This window comes from Streptomyces sp. Y309 (assembly GCF_056712025.1).
The window spans coordinates 48,951-67,724 of sequence record NZ_JBWYAE010000002.1 but is presented as its reverse complement, the minus strand read 5'-3'; the positions used below and the strand labels follow the sequence as shown (position 1 = coordinate 67,724).

The following is an 18,774-nucleotide window of genomic DNA, read 5'->3' as shown; positions in this document are numbered from 1 at the left end:
GGACCGGTCGGGATGCATGGGGTTGTTGGTCGAGGCCGCCTCAGAGTGCGAGCCACGGGCGGTGTTCGCCGCCGGTCAGGGGCGTCCATACGTTGTCGGTCGGGCTGTGGTCTTCGAGGTCGTCGAGAACGGCGTCGTCCAGCCGGACTTCGCCGGCCATGGCGCTCACGAGCGGATGCTGATCGACCATGGCCTGGAGATCGTTGATCCGGTTGTCGAGGGTGCGCCGCGAGGCCCCGGTCAGGACGATGAGGACCCTGGGAAACACCGGGTACCAGCGCAGCCACAGAGCGCCTGTGGCGGCTGCTGGTCGGCGGCGCCCGGTGGCCTGGGGCACGTAGGCCCACAGCCGGGCGTACTGGATCAGTTTTGCCGCGAGGCGTTCGCTGCTCATCGTGGTGCGGTCCACTTCGATGAACGCGCGCAGTTTCCGCCGCCGTTCGCTCTCGGTGAGGGTGTAGTGCATGACGGCGTCGGCCACCAGTCGCTCGCCTTCGCCGATCGCGTGGGAGACCTCGGGTGTCCAGTCCAGGTGGCCGTGTTCGTCACTGCGGTGGCGGGCGTCGGCGGCGAAGGCCAGGTGGGTTCGCACAACGGTGAGGGGTGTGCGGGGTCTTCAGGGACGCGGCCGTCGCCGAGCTGATCGGATAGGGAGGATGGCCGCGCAGGGCGGGCCCGTCCCGGGTGAGCCGGGCACCCTTGGGTGTGAGGTACCAGGCCTGGGTGTGGTGGGAGCGGGGCAGAACGGTGAAGTCGACGAGCCGTTCGCCGTGCAGGCTGGTCAGCGGCTCGGAGACGGCCTGGCGGGAGGCATCGGGACGCAGGAGGGTGTGGATCTGATGGGTGGTCGCCATGCGGTGCTGCGCGAGGGTGGCCAGGATCTGGTGGGGGAGCGGCTCGGCGGGACTGAGGGTGAAGCCCGCTGGCGCACGGGTCTTGGGCGTGGGGGTTATTCGTATCCCTTCGTGGCGGTGCTGCGCGTGGTTGGGGCCTGCTGGGTGAGGAAGGCGCTGACACGGTCGAGCTGGGCGGCGGCGCGCGCGGTGAGTTGGTCCAGGGGGAGTGCCCCGGCGGTTGCGCGGGCGGATCGTTCCAGCGCCCGAACGTGGTGGGGGCGGGCTTGGTCGGCGAAGACGTCGTCGAGGTGGGGGCCGCGCAGCGGCACGGGCCCGATGCGGCGGCCCTGGACGGTCAGGGACGCGTAGTGCTCGAACTGGTCGAGGGTGGTGACCTGGTCGGCGCTGGGGTTGTCGCCCCATTCGGCGGTGACCGGGGCGATCGCACTCTTGGAGCCGGCGGTGGTGGCCAGGGTGGAGGCGTTCTGGACCAGGGACTGCCGCACAGGTGAGGGCAGTCGGCCCAGCAGCTGGGTCACCCCGTGCACCTGGACCTTGTACTTGCGGAAGTCCTCGAACATGGAGGCGATCGTCTCGGGGGTGGCGCCGGTCAAGGTGATCAGCTCGTCGAAGTAGCCGCGGAAGAGTACCCGCTGGTCTTCTGGTGTATCGACGCGCGAGCGCCCCGCACGCAGTAGGTCGTGGGCCAGGAGCGCGGTCAGCAGGCGGTCGGTGGGACCGTTGCCGGCCGTGCATACCCACACGATCATCCGGTGGTCCATCGCCGCGCGGATGTTGTAGAGGCCGACGGGCTGGCCGAGAAACGCGAAGGTCACCGGGTCGGCGGCCAGGCGGCTGATCCCGTTGAGGACGACGGCAAACGCGTCCGTGGGCAGTGTGGGGAACGTGGTGCGCCACCACGAGCGGGTCACCTCGCGGAGATGGCCGGCGACGGCGCGGAGCGCCGCGGCACGGAAGGCGGCATCGTTGAGGAGCGATTCCACGTGGAAGATCGTCGCCTGGTCCTCGGGCTGGCCTGCCTGGCAGGCGGCCTGGTTGGCAGCCACCAGCACGGTGACAGCGGAGTTCAGGATGGTGATCGCGCGAGGGGCGTTGAAGTTGTCCCAGCCCAGTGCGGTGGCGTAGGCGTCGGTGACCGCCGCCACGACCCTGTGCGCCACCTGCCCCTGGTCCATGCCCAGCGGGTTCCATGAACCCAGCTGCGGCGCAGGGCCTTTCGCGTGGAGGTCGATCAAGGCAATCCGCTGCATCAGATGCTCGTGCGCGAGGAAGGGCATCGCGCGCGGCCAGGAATCGCGGTGCGGGTCGATGAAGATCAGCCCTCCGCCCGCATGCGCCCAGCCGATCGCCTGCGCGAGGGCACGCTCGGTCTTGCCGCCGCCGGCCTTGCCGACGCCGACTTCGAACAAAGTCTCCTCGGCGTAGGTGGCAACCAGGCGCCGACGGCCGTCCGGACCGCGGTAGTGCCCCTGCAACAGCAGATGCGGATTGCCGAAGCTGAACGTCGGCAGGTCGCTGGCGAGCAGCGGCAGCCGGCAGTGCACGGTGGGCGGCTTGAGCAGGCCGGTCAACTCCTCCAGCCGCACCCAGGACGATCGCGCCGGATGGCAGTGCCCCCGAGTCCACCGGCGATCGAAATGACGCCGGGTAGGCCAGCGGTCGGCACCCAGCCGCCACGGACCCACACGCCACCCGCGCATCGCCCACCGGGCGCGGCCGCCGAACACATCGAGCGCGGCCTGCAGCTGAGCCAGCCGCGCCTCGGCACGGCCCTGGACATCGGACGCACACAGCACCAGCAGCTGCACCCGCACCAGATGGTCGTCCTCGGCGAGCTTGCCCAGCGCCTCTACCCGGTCCACCCGGCGCGGCACCGGCGCCATGACCAGCCGCCGACCGGCCCCGGCCCCCTGCCTGCCGCTGACCAACTGCTGCACCTGCCAGGCGAACGAATCCTCGATCCCGATCGCGTCCTTGCGCACCCAGCGCGAGGCCCGCTGCGCCTCACGCTGCTCCGATCGCCGCGCCACCCTCAGCAGCTGCAGACGGCGCGCCCGCAGCGCCCACTTGGGAGCACGCTGAATATCGAGGCGGAGCTCGGCAAGGTCGCCGAGCTCGGCGCGCAGATCCACCATCGCATCGACCATCGGCTGCAGCGGATCCGGATCCAAAGGCACCTCCCGCAGCGGACCGACCGGACTCCCGCGCAGGATGAACTCCGCCCTAACCGTGTGCGCCCGCGGCACATCCACGATCGCCTGCGCCCTGGTGACGGTCACATTCGGACCGAACGGCGTGATGGACAGCAGCCGCTGCGCCCCGGCCGGCCCCTCGATCCGGTAGCACAAAGGGCTGGAGCCGTCCGCGCGCAGGCGGATCCGCACCGCCCTCGTACACCGCGGCGCCCACCACGGCATGCTCGTGGAGGCACGCGCGAGCTGCACGCCGCGCCTAAAGATCTCCTCCAGCCCCGGGTCGAAATGCCGCGAAGCAACGAGCTCAAGAGCCATCCGCTCCGCGGAGGCCCGCACCGCCAGCCGACGGCTCACCTGCGCGCCCACCGCCCACACGGCTGCGGCGGCCAGAGCGAGCAGGTACCCGTGCGCGGCCAGCCACCCCAGAGCATTGATGAAGCCGGTGAGCACACCGACTACCCGCTCCTCCTGGGCGGTCATCTCCGCCACCGGCGCTGCGGAGCGCAAGCTGGCCCCCTTCCTGCTCTGGTCGCGGCACAGGACGCACGGCCGACGACGCCGTGCCCCGGTCAGAACACGCACGCCGTGCCTCCGTCGGCGCCAGACACCGTTGCGACTTCTGAACACGCCCGTGCAACGCCCTGAGTGAACCCGCCAGCCACGACCAGACCGTCGACCACACAGCCCCGACCCAGGTCACGTTGGGAGCACGATCGCGTGGTCGGGCCCGGCCCTCGGCGCACGGGCTACTCGCGGGCCAGCCGCTCGGCGCCGGGGCTCGGGTCTGCTCAGCCGCTGCCACTGGCGGCTACACAAGATCTGATGCCACGACACGAGGGGCGTGGGGCGAGGGCCGTGCGCCGGGCCTGCCTGGCGTACGCGGGTTGAGAGATGAGGGTGTGATTCAGAACACGCCTGGATGCGCAGCGGTGTTCGCGCCCTCCCTCGGGCGGGTTACGGCTGGTCAGAGGGATAGTGCCGGGCAGATCCAGCCACCCAAAGATCGCGGAACGCTTCCGTGCGGAGACGCTGGGTGATTTTTCTTGCGGTGCCATGAGTGATCAGGCCGGTGAATGACTTAGGTGGATGGCAGGCCAACCGGCCGTCGGCGCCCGCAACTTGGCGCCGCCCCCCGTGTCCCTGCCTGAGAGGAACCCTCGACGATGAGCCACGCCGACAGGAGGCGCGTGTGAGCGACGACGTCCAGGACGACAGCACGTCCTGGGAGGAGAGGGCCGCACTGTCACAGTCGATGTATGTCCCGCTGGATCTCCCGATCGACTTCGAAGCCTTCTACCTCGGGCACCAGGAGGCCTTCCACGACTACGCCGAAGTCCACTTCGGCACCCGCACGGCCGCCGAAGAAGTCATACACCAGGTGTTCCTGGAGATCCACGCCGGCTGGACGGAGCTGCTCAGCGCGGGCAACCTCGAGCAGGGCGCCTGGGCGATAGTGCGCCGCGCCGTGCACGACCGCGTGGAGCTGGAAGGGCGGCTGCCCGCCTTCGTCATCAACGGCCCCATCGCCCAAGCCCTGGCCGTCACCCGGGACCGGATGCAGACCATGGAGTCCAGCACCGGACTCTATGAGGCGATCGGCCAGCTGCACGGCCGGCAGTTCGAAGTCATCGTGCTGCGCTACGTCCTGGGCTACCCCGCCTCCAAAGTCGCCTGGTACATGGGCATCGACGAGCGCACCGTCGGCCACCACATCCGCCGCGCCAAGGAACGCCTGCGCATCAAGCTCCAGCTCCCCGAGGACCGCCAGAAGAAGGGAGACCAGTGACCACCACCATCGACACCCTGCTCGCCGAGGCACAGATCCCGCTCACAGCCCCCAAGACCTTCGATGTCGCCGCCGGCCTGCGCCGCCTGGCCGCCGACGCCACCCGCCTGACCACTACCACCGAGATCGCCCGGGCCGCACAGGCCGCACAGCGCCTGGACGTGGTGTGCCGGTGGGTGCTCAACGAGCCCGGCGCGGCCGAACACGTCGACAAGATCGCCGAAGGGCCGGACGGCGGACCGCTCACCGAAGAGCAGATGGACGTCGAAGGGGCCCTGGTGTTCGGCTGCCTGCTGTACCTGACGGGGCATCCGGAATCTGCCCAGTTCTGGTGGCAGCTCGCCGCCGGCGCCGGCAGCCGCGCCGCCGCCTACGGCCTGCACCTCTACCACCTCGCCGTGGGCGAGACCCGGCGGGCGCGGCACTGGTTCCACCAGCTCACCCACTCCATGGCCGACACCGCACCGCCCGACGCCGCGTTCCTCGAGGGCCTGGAGATCTTCGCCCGGTACGTACGCGGCCACGGCTCCGGCTCCCGCGCACTGGCGCCTACCGGCCGCCTCGAGAGCGAAGTCGACCGCCTCGCCGCGCGCACCCCGAGCTGCTCGGTCATCGTCGCCCGGCCCGACCGCCAGCTCGTCGCCCGGCTGCAGGAGTTCACCGCCGGCCACTGACCGGCACCATCCCGCACAGCGACAGGGGAGTCCGGTCCTGGCCACCGGTTCCGAGGCCACCGGCCGGACGGACTCCCCAACGACGCCCACACGAGGAGACGTCTCTTGAACGACCCTAGCTTCCGCCCGCCCTCTGCGAGCCTGAAACCGTCCTCGTCCCGGTTGGCGACCGGTTGGCGTCGGCGCACCGCCATGGCGCACGTGCTGCGCGGCGCCTGCTACGGCCTCGGCACCGGAGCGATCGGCCTCGCCTTCGTTCTCCTCGAACGCCTGCTGTAGCGGCAGACGGCGCGACTACGTGTTCGAGCCGGCAGTCACCGTCGTGACGCGGCGACGAACGGCCGTCGTCGCGAGCGGGGCTACCGACGTGGCGTATCTGGGCCCGGGGCCCCGCTGGGGGTGACGTTCGCCGGCGTCACCCTCCTCGTGACCCTCGCCCTTGCCCGCCGGTAGCGGAGGGATGGGAGCTGATGAACACCCGGTGTGCCGCGACGGTCTTGGGGACAGTCGCGGCACACCGGCGGGGGACGGGGGGTTGAGTTCCCTCGCTCCCGCTTCCGACCGTCGTTGCGCCTGTCCCGGGCCGGTCGTGTGCACCCGCCCTCGGGATTTGGGGCGAGGCACAGACCGGGCATCCTCCCGGTAGGGTCGGCCAGCGCGGCTGCCCGACCCCACCGCCTCTTGCTCCATCAGGACGTGGCCCGGAGGTACAGGGCCGCGAGTCTGGGCAGGCGGCGGCGCATTTCCTCAGCGTCGTCGAAGTTGAAGTCTTCGCCCATGTCGGCGGAGTCCTGTTCTCCGCTGCCTTGTGAGGCCCGATAGCGGTCCCAGGCTTCGTCGAAGGCCTCTTCCTCAGTGGCGCGTTTGAACGCGTGGCCGGCAGCGTAATTGACCTCTTCGCAGAAGAGTGCCTCATAGGCGCCTTCGGCTGCGGCGGCGATGACGTCGGGGTGATCAGCGAGGCTGTCCGGCGAGGCTGCTGCCTTCTCGTACCAGTCTCGGCCCTGCGCGATCAGGCCGGCCCGGAAGTTGATGAAGCTGTCGTCTGAGCAGCCGCCGCCGATGAGGTAGGCGGCGGCCCATATGTCCCAGCGGTAGAGGGCTTCGTGTGCTTCGGTGAACCGCTCCTCGTATTCGAGGATGTCGCCCTTGGAATGGCTGGCCAGGTGGTCGACCAAAGCCTGAGGGAAGGGCTTGGTCGCCGTGCTGGTCGACCGTGATGAGGCTCCCTGAATCCGGCCATCCTTGCTCCGGAGTTCCCCGGAGTTGCTCGGCCTAACTCCCCGCCCACCGGCCCCTGGCCTACGGACACCGCCTCGAGCGGTGCGGCCTGCCGGTCGGCGACCCCGTGGGCGGTGCGGCTCTCGTGTTCAGGCTATGCGTCCGTTGCTTCGTGGTCGCGCCAGTCGGGAGGCCCTGTCGGGATGGACAGGAGAGCTCCCAGGGCGACGACGCAGAGGAGCAATGGCACCGACAGAAGCCCGCCCTCGGCGGAGTCAATGCCGTCGACGTCGTGCCCGACTCCAAGGGACCAGGTCAGGCTGCCGCCGATGACGAGCAGGTGGCAGTGCTTCTCCCGCAGGATCCGCATGCCCGCCCACAGCAGCAGGGGCATCGCGAGCACAGTGCCCAGGACGAACGTGGCGAGCCACACGTCGATGCCCGCCCAAGCTTCGTCGGAACGGGCCTGTTGCTCAGCGCGTGCCGTCGCGAACCCCGTACTAAGGATCACATGGCACACAAAGGCGGCCAGAGCGGTGACCATCGCCCCCTTCACGGCCCGACCCGGGCGGAATCGTGTCATGGCTGCACACTCGCCGGAAAGACCGCGGGGCGCATGAGCATCCGTACTCATCCCTCCAACCTCTGCGGCCGTTCTTGAGTTGACTCAAGAACGGCCGAGGCCAGGTCGTCGCGGCGGCAAGCGGTGGGATGTCGATCGCAGCACGCCCGGCCGAATGGGCGCGCTGCTGCACTCGGCACACCTGGTCGCCGAAATCGCGCAGCCACTGCTCCATCCGGGCTCGGTGGCCAAGCCGCAGGACGAGGCTGGAGCACAACTCGACCGACTGCCATGGGGCAGCAGCAAGTTCTCGCGCAGCGTGCCGTCCGAGCACCGTAACCCGAAGGGCGGGGAGATCCACCGAGCATGTCTCACCAACTCCCCGAGCGCCCACGGCCGAAATCAAGGAGCGCCATCAACCGTGCGGTCTCGATGATGTTCCAGAACTTGTCGGCATCCATGGCAGGGGACTCTGCCACTGGGGTACGACAACGATGCCGGGCCAGCTTTACCTGTCACAGCATCCGTACAGACCTGCTCCGCACGCCTGTCCTGTCCTATGGGCGGCGGCCTTCGCTGCGCCAACACCGTCATCACCACCATGGGCCACGAGGCGGCTTATCCCGAGGAGGTCATCAACGGCCACCGGGTGTTCATCGCCCACCGCCGGGCCACCCGCCCCAGCGAGGCACACCGGACGCCAACCGACGAGGAATGGGAGGAGTTCCTCAGCCACTTCGAACACCGCCGCGTCGTCCTGGGCGGCTGTGGTCGTGGTCCATGAGCACAGCTGTCTGCGATGCAGCCTCCTGCGGCCTGACCCCGGCCGACGCGATCGCATCGTGGGGATCCGTGACAACCTGCTCGACTGCATCGCCAAAGCCGAGAAGGAAGGCTGGATCGACGAGGTCGATGGACTCAAGGTCAGCCTCGCCGGAGCCGTGCGAAACTCGCCCAGCTCGACGAGCGGGCGATGCCCGCCTTCCGCGACATTGCTGGCCAAACCGTCACCGCACCCAAGGACCCCTCGTGACGTCTTCCGAGGAACAGCTGCACCAGCGCCTGCGGGCACACTCCCGCGGAGTCCACAGCTCGACCGCCACCAGGGAAGCCATCTCATAGCTAAAGGACGATGGTCCCGTCCTCCGTCAGGTGATCGGGGGCCGGCAACTGGTCCATAAGCGTACGGAGACGGGCCTGAAGCTTGTCGGAGTCCGCCCAGACCTCCGAGGGGATCTGCTCGACGAGCATGCCGGCGAAGTAGAAATAGCCGACGGGCCGAGCCCCATTGGGCCTTTTCGCACACCCGTCGGTCGTTCCCTGGTTCTCCGCGATGTGGCCTTCGACGAACTCGATGGTGCGCTTGATGGCTTCGGCCCTGCTGAGTGAGGTCATGTCCAGCATGCTCGTCGTCCGCACTGTTCGCAATGACGCGCCACGCCGATCTCTGCGGCTGAACGTCCCTCTCGGCGGCTGGACTGGAGATGCTGTCGCTCGCAGTCTTAGTTGAGAGCCCGAGAAGCGGTCTGTGACGGCCTTTCGGGCCCCGGTGGGGCGGTGTCAGTGCTGGTGGATACGGTCGTCTCATGAGTCTGTCGTTGAGCGTGTTTCTCGTGGATGTGTCGGCTACCCGAGCCCTGGTGGGGTCCCGTGACGATCAGTTGTTGCAGGTGATCCGGGACGAGTTCGGCGACGATCTGGCGCACGACGACGACTGGTTCTCCGACCAGATCGCGCAGGGCGCTCCGACGGCGTACGACGCCCTGCACACCGTGGTGTACGGCGGTCCGTTTCCCAAGGGCGGCTCGGATGAGGCGTTCCAGTACGGATACGCGTACAAGCGCCTGGTGTCGCTGACCGGAGGACGGCTGGACAACAGCAGTTTCTGCCCGTTCCGCGGGAGTTGGCTGGAGATGGTGGACGAGGGCCTGCGCGCGCTGGGAGTCACGGCGGTGTCGGTCGCCGACTTCGCGATGACGGACGGGCTGCCCGGGGGCGTGCCGTGGTCGGAGTTCCCGGGCTGTGGTGAGTGGACGCACGAGCAGTGCCTCAAGGCTGACGAGCAGCTGCAGGAGGCCGCGGATGCGGGGCGCCGCCCGGCCGGGGAGCCCGAGGTGGCCCGGGCGGTGGACGACTGCGTGGGCTGGATCGTTGCCGCTGCCCAGCGCCCGGGCTATGGCGTGATCGGGTTTCAGTCGTGAGCGTGCCGCGACCGCCTCGGGGGCGGTCGCGGCACGTCGGCTGGGGCGTGGGGCTGCGTTCCCTGTTCGCTGTCACCCACGCACATGCGCTCGCCAAGACCGGCCAGTGACAGCGAGCCCTCGCCGACGTCGCCCGGGCCCACGCCGCGCTCGTGGCGGGGGTGGATGGCGAGATGCCGTTCTGGGCCCTGGTGTGGGGCCCGCCCGCGGTCACCGTCCACGCGCGTACGGCGAAGGTCTTCGAGACACTCGGCGACCGGCCGAACGTCGCCCGCAGTTACGCGACGGCGGCTGCCAGCAGGCCGGGCACGACATACGCGCGGATCATCGCGCTCGACATGGTCGCCCAGGCCGAGCAGCAGGCCAAGCAGGGCGGCATCGAGCAGGCGTGTGCACCACCTGGGGCCGCGCGATCGACACCATGACGGGGGTGAAGTCCACCCGGACCCTCAAGGCGGTCTGTTCCCTGCGCGGGGACCTACGCCCGTACCGCTCGCGCGGCGTGCGGTGGGCCGCCCGAACTCGACGAGCGCGTCGGCCTCTTCCTCGCCCACCACCGCTGAGTCCTGTGCGGAGCCCTCTGTTGCCTCAGCCGGTCGGCCATGACGTGTCCGCCTCCGTCGTTCCACGGCCCGTCCAACCTCCGGCCTGCCTCCTCAATTCCCGCTCGGCATGGGTCAGTTCAGGACGGGTCATCCCGGCCTTCTACCCGGCCAGCACTGAAGGAGAGGAGGCTTCCTGGCCATCGAGCAGGAAGCCCAGCGCCTTCTGAAGATCGGCAGGCTGGTGGTAGTGCACACCGGTCATCCCGAGCGTGATGGCGGCTTGGACGTTCTCCAGCCGGTCGTCCACGAACAGGCACCGGGTGGCGGCGACTCCTGCCCGCTCGGCTGCCATCTCATAGATCTCCCGGTCGGGCTTGGCCAGTCCCACCCGGGCGCTGCTGACGACGTGGTCCGCGAGATCCGCCAACCCCATCGACTCAAGGTCGTTTTCCAGTTCCAGGGCCGCGTTGGTCACCAGGACCAGGGGCATGTGTCTCCGCACCCGGTGCAGCAGGGCCACCACCGCGTTGTCGGCCCAGAACGGAGCATCGGCCAGAGCCACCGCCAGCTCACGGGCGTGCGCCTGCAGTACCTGGCCGGTGAGCGCCGATGCGATGGAGCCCACCCCCTCCTCTTTGGTGATCCTTCCGAGGAGGAGCGGCAGGTCTATTTCAGGAGCGTAGGCCACCCTTGCGGTGATGCCCTCAGCCAGTCCCGCAGCACGTTCCAGCTCGGCGAGTGGAGCCATGTCGTAGAAGCGGATCACGTTGTCGAGGTCGCACAGCATCGCATCAAAGGGCCTGCTGGATATCTCGGAAGCCGTCACCGCCCATGCTTAGCACAGTGTTCGATCACTGCTAGATCGCAACCAGGAAACTGCGTCGGCCAGTAGAGGGCGGCCGTGGACGGCTCGGCGTGGTGTCGTCCGTCTGCGCTCCTTGGGAGGCGGTTGGCGTCGAGCAAGTTGCCGCTTGCTCTGAGAATTCAATCATTCCCGTACCCGGATACGTGTGAGGTGCCGGTGGAGGACGAACGGGAGCACGGCGAGTGCGTGAGCCGAGAACTTCTCAGCGGGTTGTCTCTGGTCCGGCTTGAGATGGTGCGGCCTGAGCACCGCGATCCGGCCTGACGCTGTTCGACTTCGGCCCACTGGGGACAGGCCTCAGGCCTTCCTTCAGTCGTGGAGGGCACCAGGCGGGAAACGGACGCAGTCTACGCCACGCCTTTCGTGTTCGTCGCGCTGATGGCACGGCCTGGCTTCAGCGCCTCACTCCGGCTGGTGTTCGGAGCCTCCAAAGTCGGGACTGGTGAAGCTCGGGCGGGGGGCCGGAGCGGGACCGGGGGCATCGGGGCCGGAGAAGCCCGGCCGGCGGTAGCCGAGGCTCGGCATGCGACTGGTGGGGGAGGAGGTGTTCCGGCGCGGGGCCGTGCCGGGATCGGCGAGGACCTCTCGCAGGAAGGGCATGAGGCCGCGTTCCAGCAGGGCATCCCGCCAGGCCTCTCTGGCCCGGGCCAACTCCTCCTCGCGCACTTCGCGGGAGCGCGCGGCCTCCGTGGCGGACCGGCCGCGGCTGCGCAGAGCAGCGGCCCGCAGGACGACCGCGTAGACGGCGAACGCACCCACAGCCACGGCTCCGCACAACCACCCGGCGGTGAACATGGTCCGGCTGAGCCCCAACTCGGTCGTGAACAGCTTCAGGGCAAGGCCAATGAGGAACAAGATCGCGGCAGCGGTTCCGGAGAGGACGGGGGCGAGCACGGCGAAGAGGGCGAATGCACCGGCTCCGGCCGTCCCGCTCATTACCGGGGTCTCGCGACTAGCCGGGCGCGTGCGGGCGGCCGCTGACTGCTCGGACGCACGCGGCGACCGGGCCTTCGCCGTCGTCAGTACCGCCGGGCGTACGCGCAGGCCCAGCAGCGCTGCCAGCAGACGACGGCCGTAGGACATCCTGACCCACCGCGGCTCAGCGACTCCGTCGCTGAGCCGGCGACCGACCGGTTGTCCGGCACCCAGGAGGGCCGCGCCGAACCGGCGGCCCAGACCTGCCCGTGCCCGGTGGCCAATGGCCTCCGGGCGAGTGCCGGAGCGGGGGAGGGCAGACGGGACAAGGTAGGACGCCGCACGCGAGGACAAGTCCCTCGTGCCTGAGAAGTTGTACGAGGACGCCGGCTCACGGAGCTCTTCGCGGACCTTCACATAGTGCTGGTACTCGGCCGCCGCGGCCGCCGTGATGAGTGCGGTGGCGTTGAGCGCCATGGTGCGTAGCTGCTCCGGGCTGAGCCGTTGGCCCACGGCGGCCAGATCCGGGTGGTTGGGCGCGGCACGCAAGGCCTCGTCGAGGATCCGCTCGTACTCCGCGCGGTCTTCGTTCAGCAGGTGCGGAGCGCTGTTCACAGCCCCTCCTCCCCGAACGCCGGTCCCTGCCGCCATCGCGGCGCGCCTCGACCATCGAAACCAGGTCGTGATCCGTCGGCCGGGTCCGCGGGGACGGGAGTGTCCCCGGGGCGTGTGAGATCCGGGAACTGTGTTCGATCCGCGGGGAGCTCGTCGGATGCGGGATCCGGCGAGCGAGCCTCCGCGAGCGCGGCAGCCGGCCTGGGGGAAGGCATCGGTCGCGCGCGCAGCGGCGGACCTTCAGAGATGGGAGGCTGGGCCGGGTCCGCGGGGGACACGGAGGGTGCGGACGCAGGCTCCGTTCGGGGCGGAGCAGCGGACGGCGCGGCGGCCGCTGCGGCGCCGGGGGCTTCTGCAGTGCCGGTGCCATCCGCACCGGCCACGCCCACGGCACCGGCAGCCGTAGGCACCCCGGTCTCCGCGACCGCCTCCCCTGCCCCAGCCGACTGCCGCTCGCCCGTCACCGCCTCGTTCACCGTCTGGATACGACTGAGTTGGGTGAGCAGAATGGGCGCCGACATTCCGACGACGAGAGCGGCGTACTCACCGCTGATCTGTCCCGTGGTACCGAACAGCACCGCGGCCCCGGCACCCATCACGCTGTGCAGGACAGCCGCGACGATGTCGACGGCGGGGTCAAAGTACACCCGGAACTGCGGGGGTACCCCTTGTGCCGTCCCTTCGGCGGTCATCTGCCGATGGACGCGGCGATCGGCCTGCCACGACACAAACCGCGTGTACAGGTCCAAGACCCCACGCAACAGACCGCCCGCCGCCCCCAACACAATCAACGTCGGGACGTCCACGGTCTCCCCCGGGTGACGGCGCTGTGGCCTGGCTACGAACCTCCGGACACCAAACGAGCGTAGAGCCGCACGCAAGCCACAGGGAAGAGACCAACCCGCTTCAGTCAACTTCCCGCCCTCCCTGCGTATTTGCACGCCACGTCAGAGCGGGCTCAACCCGCCCTCAACCCGCGAAACACTTCGCCGCCAGCGTTCCGGGGGTGTCCTCGAAGAGGAGGAGCGGAGTCGCGCACATGCACGACTCGGGGCCGGTTTCTGAACTTGGAACCGTGGCCCTTCGGGCTTCGGCTACCGTCTGTCCGTGACTGTTGACCATGAGTCCCTAGCCTGCGATCTGATCGCCCGCACAGAACGGGCAGTCGAGAGCCTTGCTCACCTCCAGGCGGACACCGAAATCACATTCAAGGTCGATGACATCGTGGATGCGGTGGAGCGCGGATTGCCCGCTGACTATCCCGCGCCGACCACGGGCGACGTGACACGGCGTGACGTAATCGTGGAGATGGCAAGGGACATTCTGAGCGAGACGATGTACGAGGACTCCTGATCCGTTCGCTGAGGCGTCACGGAGACGGTTCCGCGAACGCGCTCCGGTCGATTACCCAAACCCGTGAAGGCCTCTCATCGGGTGTTCTCGAATGCCACTGATCAGCAGTTGCTTGAGGGCTGAGGAGATCGCTGCCCGCTGCGGTGTTGATCGTTGCCCGCAGTCTGGGGGTACGGGAGCTGGCTGACCCCGTAGAGGCCGAGGAGTGTCCCTGCCCTGTGCCGGTCTCAGGCCGGGGCTGCGGCGATGCAGAACTCGTTGCCCTCCGGGTCGGCCATCACAATGTGGTGCCCATCGAATTCCTCCAGGACGGCCCCGCCCGCCTTCCCCAGCCGTTCAGACTCCGCCTTGATCCGCGCCCACCGCTCGTCGGGGCCGCCGTGCCCCGGCACCCGGACGTCGACGTGAAGCCGGTTCTTTGCCGTCTTGGGTTCGCAGACCTTGAGGATGGAGAGGCGGGGGCCAACGCCGTCGGGATCGCAGAGCCATGCCCCGTCGTCCTCGGCATCGTCCTCTGGCAGGTCGAACTGCGCGAGCCATTCCTCGCGGGTCTTGAAGGGGGCAGGCGGGGGCTCGTCGATATAGCCCAGTGCCGTCTTCCAGAAATCGGCGAGGAGCTGTGCGTTCGCGCAATCGAGGGTCAGATCGATTTTGGCTGCCATGACAGGACCGTACTGCGCCCCTCTGACAGCCGCCGTTCGTTACCGGTCCTCATGATCCGCCGATGGTGCTCATGAAGTCGCGGACGCTGCAGTCCCGTTTCGGGATCTTCTCCTACAGTATTGGGTGAACTGTCCGCCAACTCGCTTCTACTGCTTGCGAGTTGACGGAATCGAGCCTCGCGGTGGAGGCGGTTCGCGATGTCGTTACTGGAAGACCACGCCACGCCGACCCCGCCGGCCCACCTAGTAGAGCCGCACGTTGACCTCTGGGAAGGTGCCGAAGTACGGGATGCCCGGAGCCCTCAACCAGCCCATCCGGTGCATCTGGAACGCCACAAGGCCGACGTAGGTCAGCCCTTCGTGTGTGTCCGGCACGGTCTCAGCCGGCAGTAGCGGTGCCACGTCCGAGGGGGCAACGGCCCAGTGCAGAACGTCAGGTCGGGCCAGGACTGGGTCAGCAGCGTGCTCGGCACGGTGCGCGCCGGATCAGCTGTTAAGGGCTTGTCTGGGCCTCGGCGTGAAACAACACGATGACCTGCCCCGACGCCGCCTGGCTGTTGTGCTCGACGCCTCGTGCGGGACATCGAGCGTGGGGCGATGCATGATCAGCAGGACCCCTGTGCCCAGATGTTGATGAGTGAGATCACCTGCCGGGCGAAGAGGGGCCCTGCCGCTCATGACTCCACTCGCGCTGATTCCGGCATCGCTCCCAGACCCCAGGCTGAGAAGGGTTCAGTGACGTGTAGGCGGCTTGTAGGAGCTTCTGGCCGCGGGGGTCGGTGAGGCCGAGGTGGGTCATCTGGTTCATCACATAGGCGATGGTCATGCGTGCGTTGAGGTCGTTGACGACCAGCGATCCGCCCCTTCCGCCCCAGTAGCAGGTGCGGAGGTTGGCTGTGCTGACCGGCGCGTCGTCTGAGCTCAGGGCGTAGCCGATACCAAAGCGCAGGGGGATACCGAGCACAAGATCGATACCGTAGGACTGCTCGTCGAACACTGCGCGACGAGTGGCTTCGGAGAGAATGGGCGATCGGGGGGTATGGCCGCTGGAGGTGAGTGCCGATTGGATAGAGGCCACAGAGCGTGCGTTTCCGTAGCCTGCCGCGGCCGGGATCTCGGCGCGGTGCCACTGAGCGCTCCAGGTGTCCTGGGCCGTCACGTATGCGCCGACGGGGATGGTTACCCGTGGGTTGGCCGCGGGTGCGGGCCCAGGTGCGGGGATGACCTCGGAGACACGGTGATCGTCTTCAGATGCGAGGCCGATGTGGAAATCGGCGTCCGACGGGGCGGCGATGTGCTCGGCGAAGAAGGTGCCGATTGACTGCTGGCAGATACGGCGAATGACCTCGCCGAGCAGAAATCCATGGGTGAAGCGATGGTAGCCGGATGCTGTGCCAGGTTCCCAACGGGGCGACTGGCGTGCCAGCAAGGTGGTGGATTTCTCCCAGTCGCACAGGTCGTCGAGTGTCATCGGCTGGTCCCAGTCGGGGAGCCCAGCGGTGTGACTGAGCAGGTGCTGGATCTCGATGCGGTTCTTTCCTGCGACGCCGAACTCGGGCCAGTATTTCGTGACCGGTGCGAACAGGTCGAGTTCGTTACGGTCGGCGAGAACGAGAGCGCACAGTGCGGTCATCGTCTTCGTGGTGGACCACACGTTGGTGATGGTGTCGCGCTGCCATGGTTGGGTACGTTCTCGGTCGGCGTACCCACCCCAGAGATCGACGACAGGTTCGCCGTCGAGGTAGACCGACACAGAGGCACCGACGTCCGCTCCGCTGCGCAGAGAGTCCGCGAGGGTCTCCCGCACTGCGCTGAACTGGTCGCTGCAACTGCCGTGAATTTCCATATCGGACGAGGTCTCCGGTCTCAGTGTTTCTCTATTGAGTGACTCAGGTGGGCGGCGAGTCGGCGGATCTGGGGTGAAGTATCCGCCTTGGCTACTTTGCGTAGGAACTCGATTTCGCCAGGCAAGTCCGCACCCCCGAGGATCGGCGCGATCAGATCGCCGCGCAGTGGGGGCGTGCCTCCTGCCTTGATGCGTCGGGCTATGCGTAACCAACAGGCGGTCACGCGGGCGTCCTCCTCGGCGAGGGGCGCGCCTTCGCGTTCCAGGTGGACCCGGCGGTGCAGCAATAGCACCTTGACCAGGGCTTTCGTCCCGTCGATCTCGCCCAGTGCCTTCTTGGCTCCGGCCCAGAAGGCTTCGTGGACGGCCGTGAAGGAGCCTTCGGTTCGGGCCTGGTGGAGGACCTCAGAGCGTTCCAGAGCCCCGGGCTTGGTCAGCAGGGCTTCCAAGTAGTGGTCGAGTACCAGATGTTCGGCTCCGCGGCCTGCCAGCCGCCGGTGGCGGGCGATTTCCCGGCGCCTGTCGTAGGCGGTCAGCTCATCGCAGGTGAGTGTGACGGTGACCTTGCGGTCGACGAAGCGGACCGGCACCGAGTAGCGGCACATCTTCACTGTGATCATGCCGTAGCGGTCGACGCGAGGTGTCAGCGTGATGCCGGTGGTGAACGGGGCCTCCGGCAGCGGCAGAAGATGGGCGGACTCGCGGGCAAAGTCCTGGCTGATGGTCCGGATCCTTGCCCCGATCCTCCGATCGCCCTCCTTTGCCTCGAACTGCGCGAACCGGGCGTTGAGTTCGTCGAGACTGTCCGCTCGCGGGACAGGAGTGAGGTAGTTGCGGCGGAAGTAGCCCACCTGGCCTTCGACTCCGCCCTTCTCGTGCGCCCCGCGCAGTCCCGGCTCGCAGTAGAAGGGGGTGAAGCCGTAGTACTCGCGAAAGTGCGTCCAGCGTGGATTCTCCTCGCGTGACCGGCTCTTGAAGATCACACGCTTCACCGCCGGCGTGAGGTTGTCGTAGCGGACCTGCCCGGCCGGCACCCCGCCCAGCGTGCTCAGCGCATGCATATGGCCTTCGAAGAACGCCTGCTGACCGCACGAACGCGACACCCGGTGCACGGCCTTGCCCGAATAGGCGAGCCGGAAGGCGAACACGTAGCAGCGAGTGCGTTTGCCATCCAGGTCCACCCAGACATCACCGAAGTCGACCTCGGCATCCGCACCGAGCGCGTTGTGCCGGGTCACAAATGCCTCGAGCGGAGCCCCCGCCTGAGCGGCGATCTCCTTGCGCCGGACCGCCACGAAGTCCCGCACCGTGGGATACGGGACTGCCTCGCCGAACTCCTCCTCGATGCGCGCGGCAATTCGCCGCACCGTGTGCCGCTGCTCGCGCGGCGCATCAAGATCAGCCCGCAGCAAGGCATCGACCGTCTTCTTGTACGGCTCCATCCGCGGCGACGTGCGTACCGGCCTGCGACGCGGCGTGGGCACCGGCGAGGACAGCGCCTCCCGCACGAGCCGACGATGCACGCCGTACTTCCGCGACAGGGCCCGAATCGACATCTGCTGCCAACTGTCCCGCCGGATCCGGTCAAACAACTCCTGCTTGGACAAAGACATCCACCGCACCGCCCCTGCCGGAAACCACAGAGACCGTCTCACCGCAAGAGGCAGGGTGGGGCCACTTCGCCCCGTCACCACCCCTCAATGCGACCGTGCGACCCACCGACTGGGGCCAGCGCAGACCGTCACGGCGGAGCCGATTATCAACGTCACAGCCAGCAAGGACCAACGCTGGGCCCTGGTCCGCCGCCTCGTCCACGACGAGCAACTCCAGGTAGGCGACCGGGCCGCTGGCCTGCTCCTGCTGCTGTTCGCCCAGCCCGTGGGCCGCTTCAGCCGCCTCACCACCGAGCACATCGTGGACCGTGGCGACACGCTCGCTCTGAAGCTCGGCCGCGTCCCCGTCGAGACCCCCGCGCCCCTGGACGGCCTGATCCGCCAACTCGCCGAGCGACGGAAAGGTCGCGCAGCCACCGTTCCGATCGAGGAACCCAAATGGCTGTTCCACAGCCTCTACCCCGGACAGCCGATCGACCCGCACACCCTCGGCCGGCGCCTGAAGGCGATCGGCATCCCGCCCCAGCTCGCGCGTCACGCGTCGCTGATGGACATCGCCTGGGAGCTGCCCGCTGTCGTCATCAGCCGACTGCTTGGCTTCCACCAGTCCACCGGATACAACTGGACCCGGGAAAGCCAGGGCTTCGGCGCCGACTACGCCGCAGACGTCAGCCGCCGGTGAATCCGACATTCCGCAGCTTCTCATGGCCCGGCGGGCCCGAAGGTTCCGCAAGACTCTCATTTGTGTGCATCCCGACTGCAATCCCAGGGCGAGAGCCTTGGCCTGCAACCGAGAGTCACCAATCTTGCATGACGTCCTGATCTTCCTCAGACCCATGCTTCGTGTTCGTCTCCACCCAGTCT

General features: G+C 68.3%; 17 protein-coding genes and 2 pseudogenes. 8 read left to right on the top strand and 11 right to left on the bottom strand.

Annotated elements, in window-relative coordinates; all coding sequences use genetic code 11:
• Positions 1 to 40: 40 nt before the first annotated feature.
• Both AC0KTA_RS39675 and AC0KTA_RS39670 read right to left on the bottom strand, forming a co-directional pair.
• Positions 41 to 854: pseudogene (locus tag AC0KTA_RS39675) on the bottom strand (replication-relaxation family protein).
• Between the two features lie 95 nt (positions 855 to 949).
• Entirely contained in the window at positions 950 to 3,532 is a 2,583-nt protein-coding gene (locus tag AC0KTA_RS39670) for an ATP/GTP-binding protein (protein WP_481056809.1), read from the bottom strand.
• A 709-nt stretch (positions 3,533 to 4,241) separates the two neighbouring features.
• Between AC0KTA_RS39670 and AC0KTA_RS39665 the strand changes: the two genes are divergently transcribed.
• From AC0KTA_RS39665 to AC0KTA_RS39655, 3 genes are all read left to right on the top strand, one after another.
• Complete coding sequence (locus AC0KTA_RS39665; RefSeq protein ID WP_481056808.1) at positions 4,242 to 4,838, top strand: RNA polymerase sigma factor; 597 nt, start codon at positions 4,242 to 4,244, stop codon at positions 4,836 to 4,838.
• Positions 4,835 to 5,512, top strand: a complete 678-nt coding sequence (locus AC0KTA_RS39660; RefSeq protein WP_481056807.1) for a hypothetical protein — start codon at positions 4,835 to 4,837, stop codon at positions 5,510 to 5,512. Before AC0KTA_RS39665 ends, AC0KTA_RS39660 begins: the two co-directional genes overlap by 4 nt.
• Before the next feature lie 105 nt (positions 5,513 to 5,617).
• On the top strand, positions 5,618 to 5,791 hold the full coding sequence (locus tag AC0KTA_RS39655; RefSeq protein ID WP_481056806.1) for a hypothetical protein: 174 nt from the start codon (positions 5,618 to 5,620) through the stop codon (positions 5,789 to 5,791).
• Between the two features lie 410 nt (positions 5,792 to 6,201).
• On the opposite strand, the gene AC0KTA_RS39650 is transcribed toward AC0KTA_RS39655, so the two are convergent.
• Together AC0KTA_RS39650 and AC0KTA_RS39645 are read right to left on the bottom strand one after the other, a co-directional pair.
• Positions 6,202 to 6,747: a DUF4240 domain-containing protein gene (locus AC0KTA_RS39650; protein WP_481056948.1), complete on the bottom strand. Its 546-nt coding sequence runs from the start codon at positions 6,745 to 6,747 to the stop codon at positions 6,202 to 6,204.
• Between the two features lie 140 nt (positions 6,748 to 6,887).
• Entirely contained in the window at positions 6,888 to 7,277 is a 390-nt protein-coding gene (locus tag AC0KTA_RS39645) for a hypothetical protein (protein WP_481056805.1), read from the bottom strand.
• Positions 7,278 to 7,854: 577 nt separating this feature from the next.
• On the opposite strand from AC0KTA_RS39645, the gene AC0KTA_RS39640 reads away from it, so the two are divergent.
• Complete coding sequence (locus AC0KTA_RS39640; protein WP_481056804.1) at positions 7,855 to 8,079, top strand: hypothetical protein; 225 nt, start codon at positions 7,855 to 7,857, stop codon at positions 8,077 to 8,079.
• Positions 8,080 to 8,417: 338 nt separating this feature from the next.
• Here the strand turns inward: AC0KTA_RS39640 and AC0KTA_RS39635 are convergent, their stop codons facing one another.
• Complete coding sequence (locus AC0KTA_RS39635; RefSeq protein WP_481056803.1) at positions 8,418 to 8,690, bottom strand: hypothetical protein; 273 nt, start codon at positions 8,688 to 8,690, stop codon at positions 8,418 to 8,420.
• 191 nt (positions 8,691 to 8,881) lie between these two features.
• On the opposite strand from AC0KTA_RS39635, the gene AC0KTA_RS39630 reads away from it, so the two are divergent.
• The gene (locus AC0KTA_RS39630; RefSeq protein WP_481056802.1) at positions 8,882 to 9,496 is read left to right on the top strand and encodes a DUF7691 family protein; all 615 of its coding nucleotides are present in this window, start codon (positions 8,882 to 8,884) and stop codon (positions 9,494 to 9,496) included.
• A gap of 152 nt (positions 9,497 to 9,648) precedes the next feature.
• Positions 9,649 to 9,921: a hypothetical protein gene (locus tag AC0KTA_RS39625; RefSeq protein ID WP_481056801.1), complete on the top strand. Its 273-nt coding sequence runs from the start codon at positions 9,649 to 9,651 to the stop codon at positions 9,919 to 9,921.
• A 280-nt stretch (positions 9,922 to 10,201) separates the two neighbouring features.
• On the opposite strand, the gene AC0KTA_RS39620 is transcribed toward AC0KTA_RS39625, so the two are convergent.
• Both AC0KTA_RS39620 and AC0KTA_RS39615 read right to left on the bottom strand, forming a co-directional pair.
• The gene (locus AC0KTA_RS39620; RefSeq protein WP_481056947.1) at positions 10,202 to 10,828 is read right to left on the bottom strand and encodes an HAD family hydrolase; all 627 of its coding nucleotides are present in this window, start codon (positions 10,826 to 10,828) and stop codon (positions 10,202 to 10,204) included.
• 480 nt (positions 10,829 to 11,308) lie between these two features.
• Positions 11,309 to 12,436, bottom strand: a complete 1,128-nt coding sequence (locus AC0KTA_RS39615) for a hypothetical protein (protein ID WP_481056800.1) — start codon at positions 12,434 to 12,436, stop codon at positions 11,309 to 11,311.
• 1,107 nt (positions 12,437 to 13,543) lie between these two features.
• Between AC0KTA_RS39615 and AC0KTA_RS39610 the strand changes: the two genes are divergently transcribed.
• Positions 13,544 to 13,789: a hypothetical protein gene (locus AC0KTA_RS39610; RefSeq protein ID WP_481056799.1), complete on the top strand. Its 246-nt coding sequence runs from the start codon at positions 13,544 to 13,546 to the stop codon at positions 13,787 to 13,789.
• Between the two features lie 227 nt (positions 13,790 to 14,016).
• Here AC0KTA_RS39610 and AC0KTA_RS39605 read toward each other — a convergent pair whose 3' ends face one another.
• The 4 genes and pseudogenes from AC0KTA_RS39605 to istA all read right to left on the bottom strand — a co-directional run bounded on the left by AC0KTA_RS39605 (position 14,017) and on the right by istA (position 17,910).
• Entirely contained in the window at positions 14,017 to 14,451 is a 435-nt protein-coding gene (locus AC0KTA_RS39605; RefSeq protein ID WP_481056780.1) for a VOC family protein, read from the bottom strand.
• 246 nt (positions 14,452 to 14,697) lie between these two features.
• Positions 14,698 to 15,035: pseudogene (locus tag AC0KTA_RS39600) on the bottom strand (DUF2071 domain-containing protein); the annotation flags it as partial.
• 59 nt (positions 15,036 to 15,094) lie between these two features.
• A complete protein-coding gene (locus AC0KTA_RS39595) occupies positions 15,095 to 16,297 on the bottom strand; it encodes a serine hydrolase domain-containing protein (RefSeq protein ID WP_481056798.1) in 1,203 nt (400 codons plus the stop codon).
• 20 nt (positions 16,298 to 16,317) lie between these two features.
• The gene (gene istA / locus AC0KTA_RS39590) at positions 16,318 to 17,910 is read right to left on the bottom strand and encodes an IS21 family transposase (protein ID WP_481056797.1); all 1,593 of its coding nucleotides are present in this window, start codon (positions 17,908 to 17,910) and stop codon (positions 16,318 to 16,320) included.
• A 55-nt stretch (positions 17,911 to 17,965) separates the two neighbouring features.
• On the opposite strand from istA, the gene AC0KTA_RS39585 reads away from it, so the two are divergent.
• Positions 17,966 to 18,592: a hypothetical protein gene (locus AC0KTA_RS39585; protein WP_481056796.1), complete on the top strand. Its 627-nt coding sequence runs from the start codon at positions 17,966 to 17,968 to the stop codon at positions 18,590 to 18,592.
• The last annotated feature ends 182 nt before the right edge of the window (positions 18,593 to 18,774 follow it).

Excerpts from the sequence above, each read along its gene's own strand:
- AC0KTA_RS39670 (WP_481056809.1), bottom strand. The coding sequence starts at position 3,532 with ATGACCGCCCAGGAGGAGCGGGTAGTCGGTGTGCTCACCGGCTTCATC.
- AC0KTA_RS39645 (WP_481056805.1), bottom strand. The coding sequence starts at position 7,277 with ATGGTCACCGCTCTGGCCGCCTTTGTGTGCCATGTGATCCTTAGTACG.
- AC0KTA_RS39640 (WP_481056804.1), top strand. The coding sequence starts at position 7,855 with ATGGGCGGCGGCCTTCGCTGCGCCAACACCGTCATCACCACCATGGGC.
- AC0KTA_RS39635 (WP_481056803.1), bottom strand. The coding sequence starts at position 8,690 with ATGACCTCACTCAGCAGGGCCGAAGCCATCAAGCGCACCATCGAGTTC.
- AC0KTA_RS39630 (WP_481056802.1), top strand. The coding sequence starts at position 8,882 with ATGAGTCTGTCGTTGAGCGTGTTTCTCGTGGATGTGTCGGCTACCCGA.
- AC0KTA_RS39620 (WP_481056947.1), bottom strand. The coding sequence starts at position 10,828 with ATGCTGTGCGACCTCGACAACGTGATCCGCTTCTACGACATGGCTCCA.
- AC0KTA_RS39605 (WP_481056780.1), bottom strand. The coding sequence starts at position 14,451 with ATGGCAGCCAAAATCGATCTGACCCTCGATTGCGCGAACGCACAGCTC.
- AC0KTA_RS39595 (WP_481056798.1), bottom strand. The coding sequence starts at position 16,297 with ATGGAAATTCACGGCAGTTGCAGCGACCAGTTCAGCGCAGTGCGGGAG.
- istA (WP_481056797.1), bottom strand. The coding sequence starts at position 17,910 with ATGTCTTTGTCCAAGCAGGAGTTGTTTGACCGGATCCGGCGGGACAGT.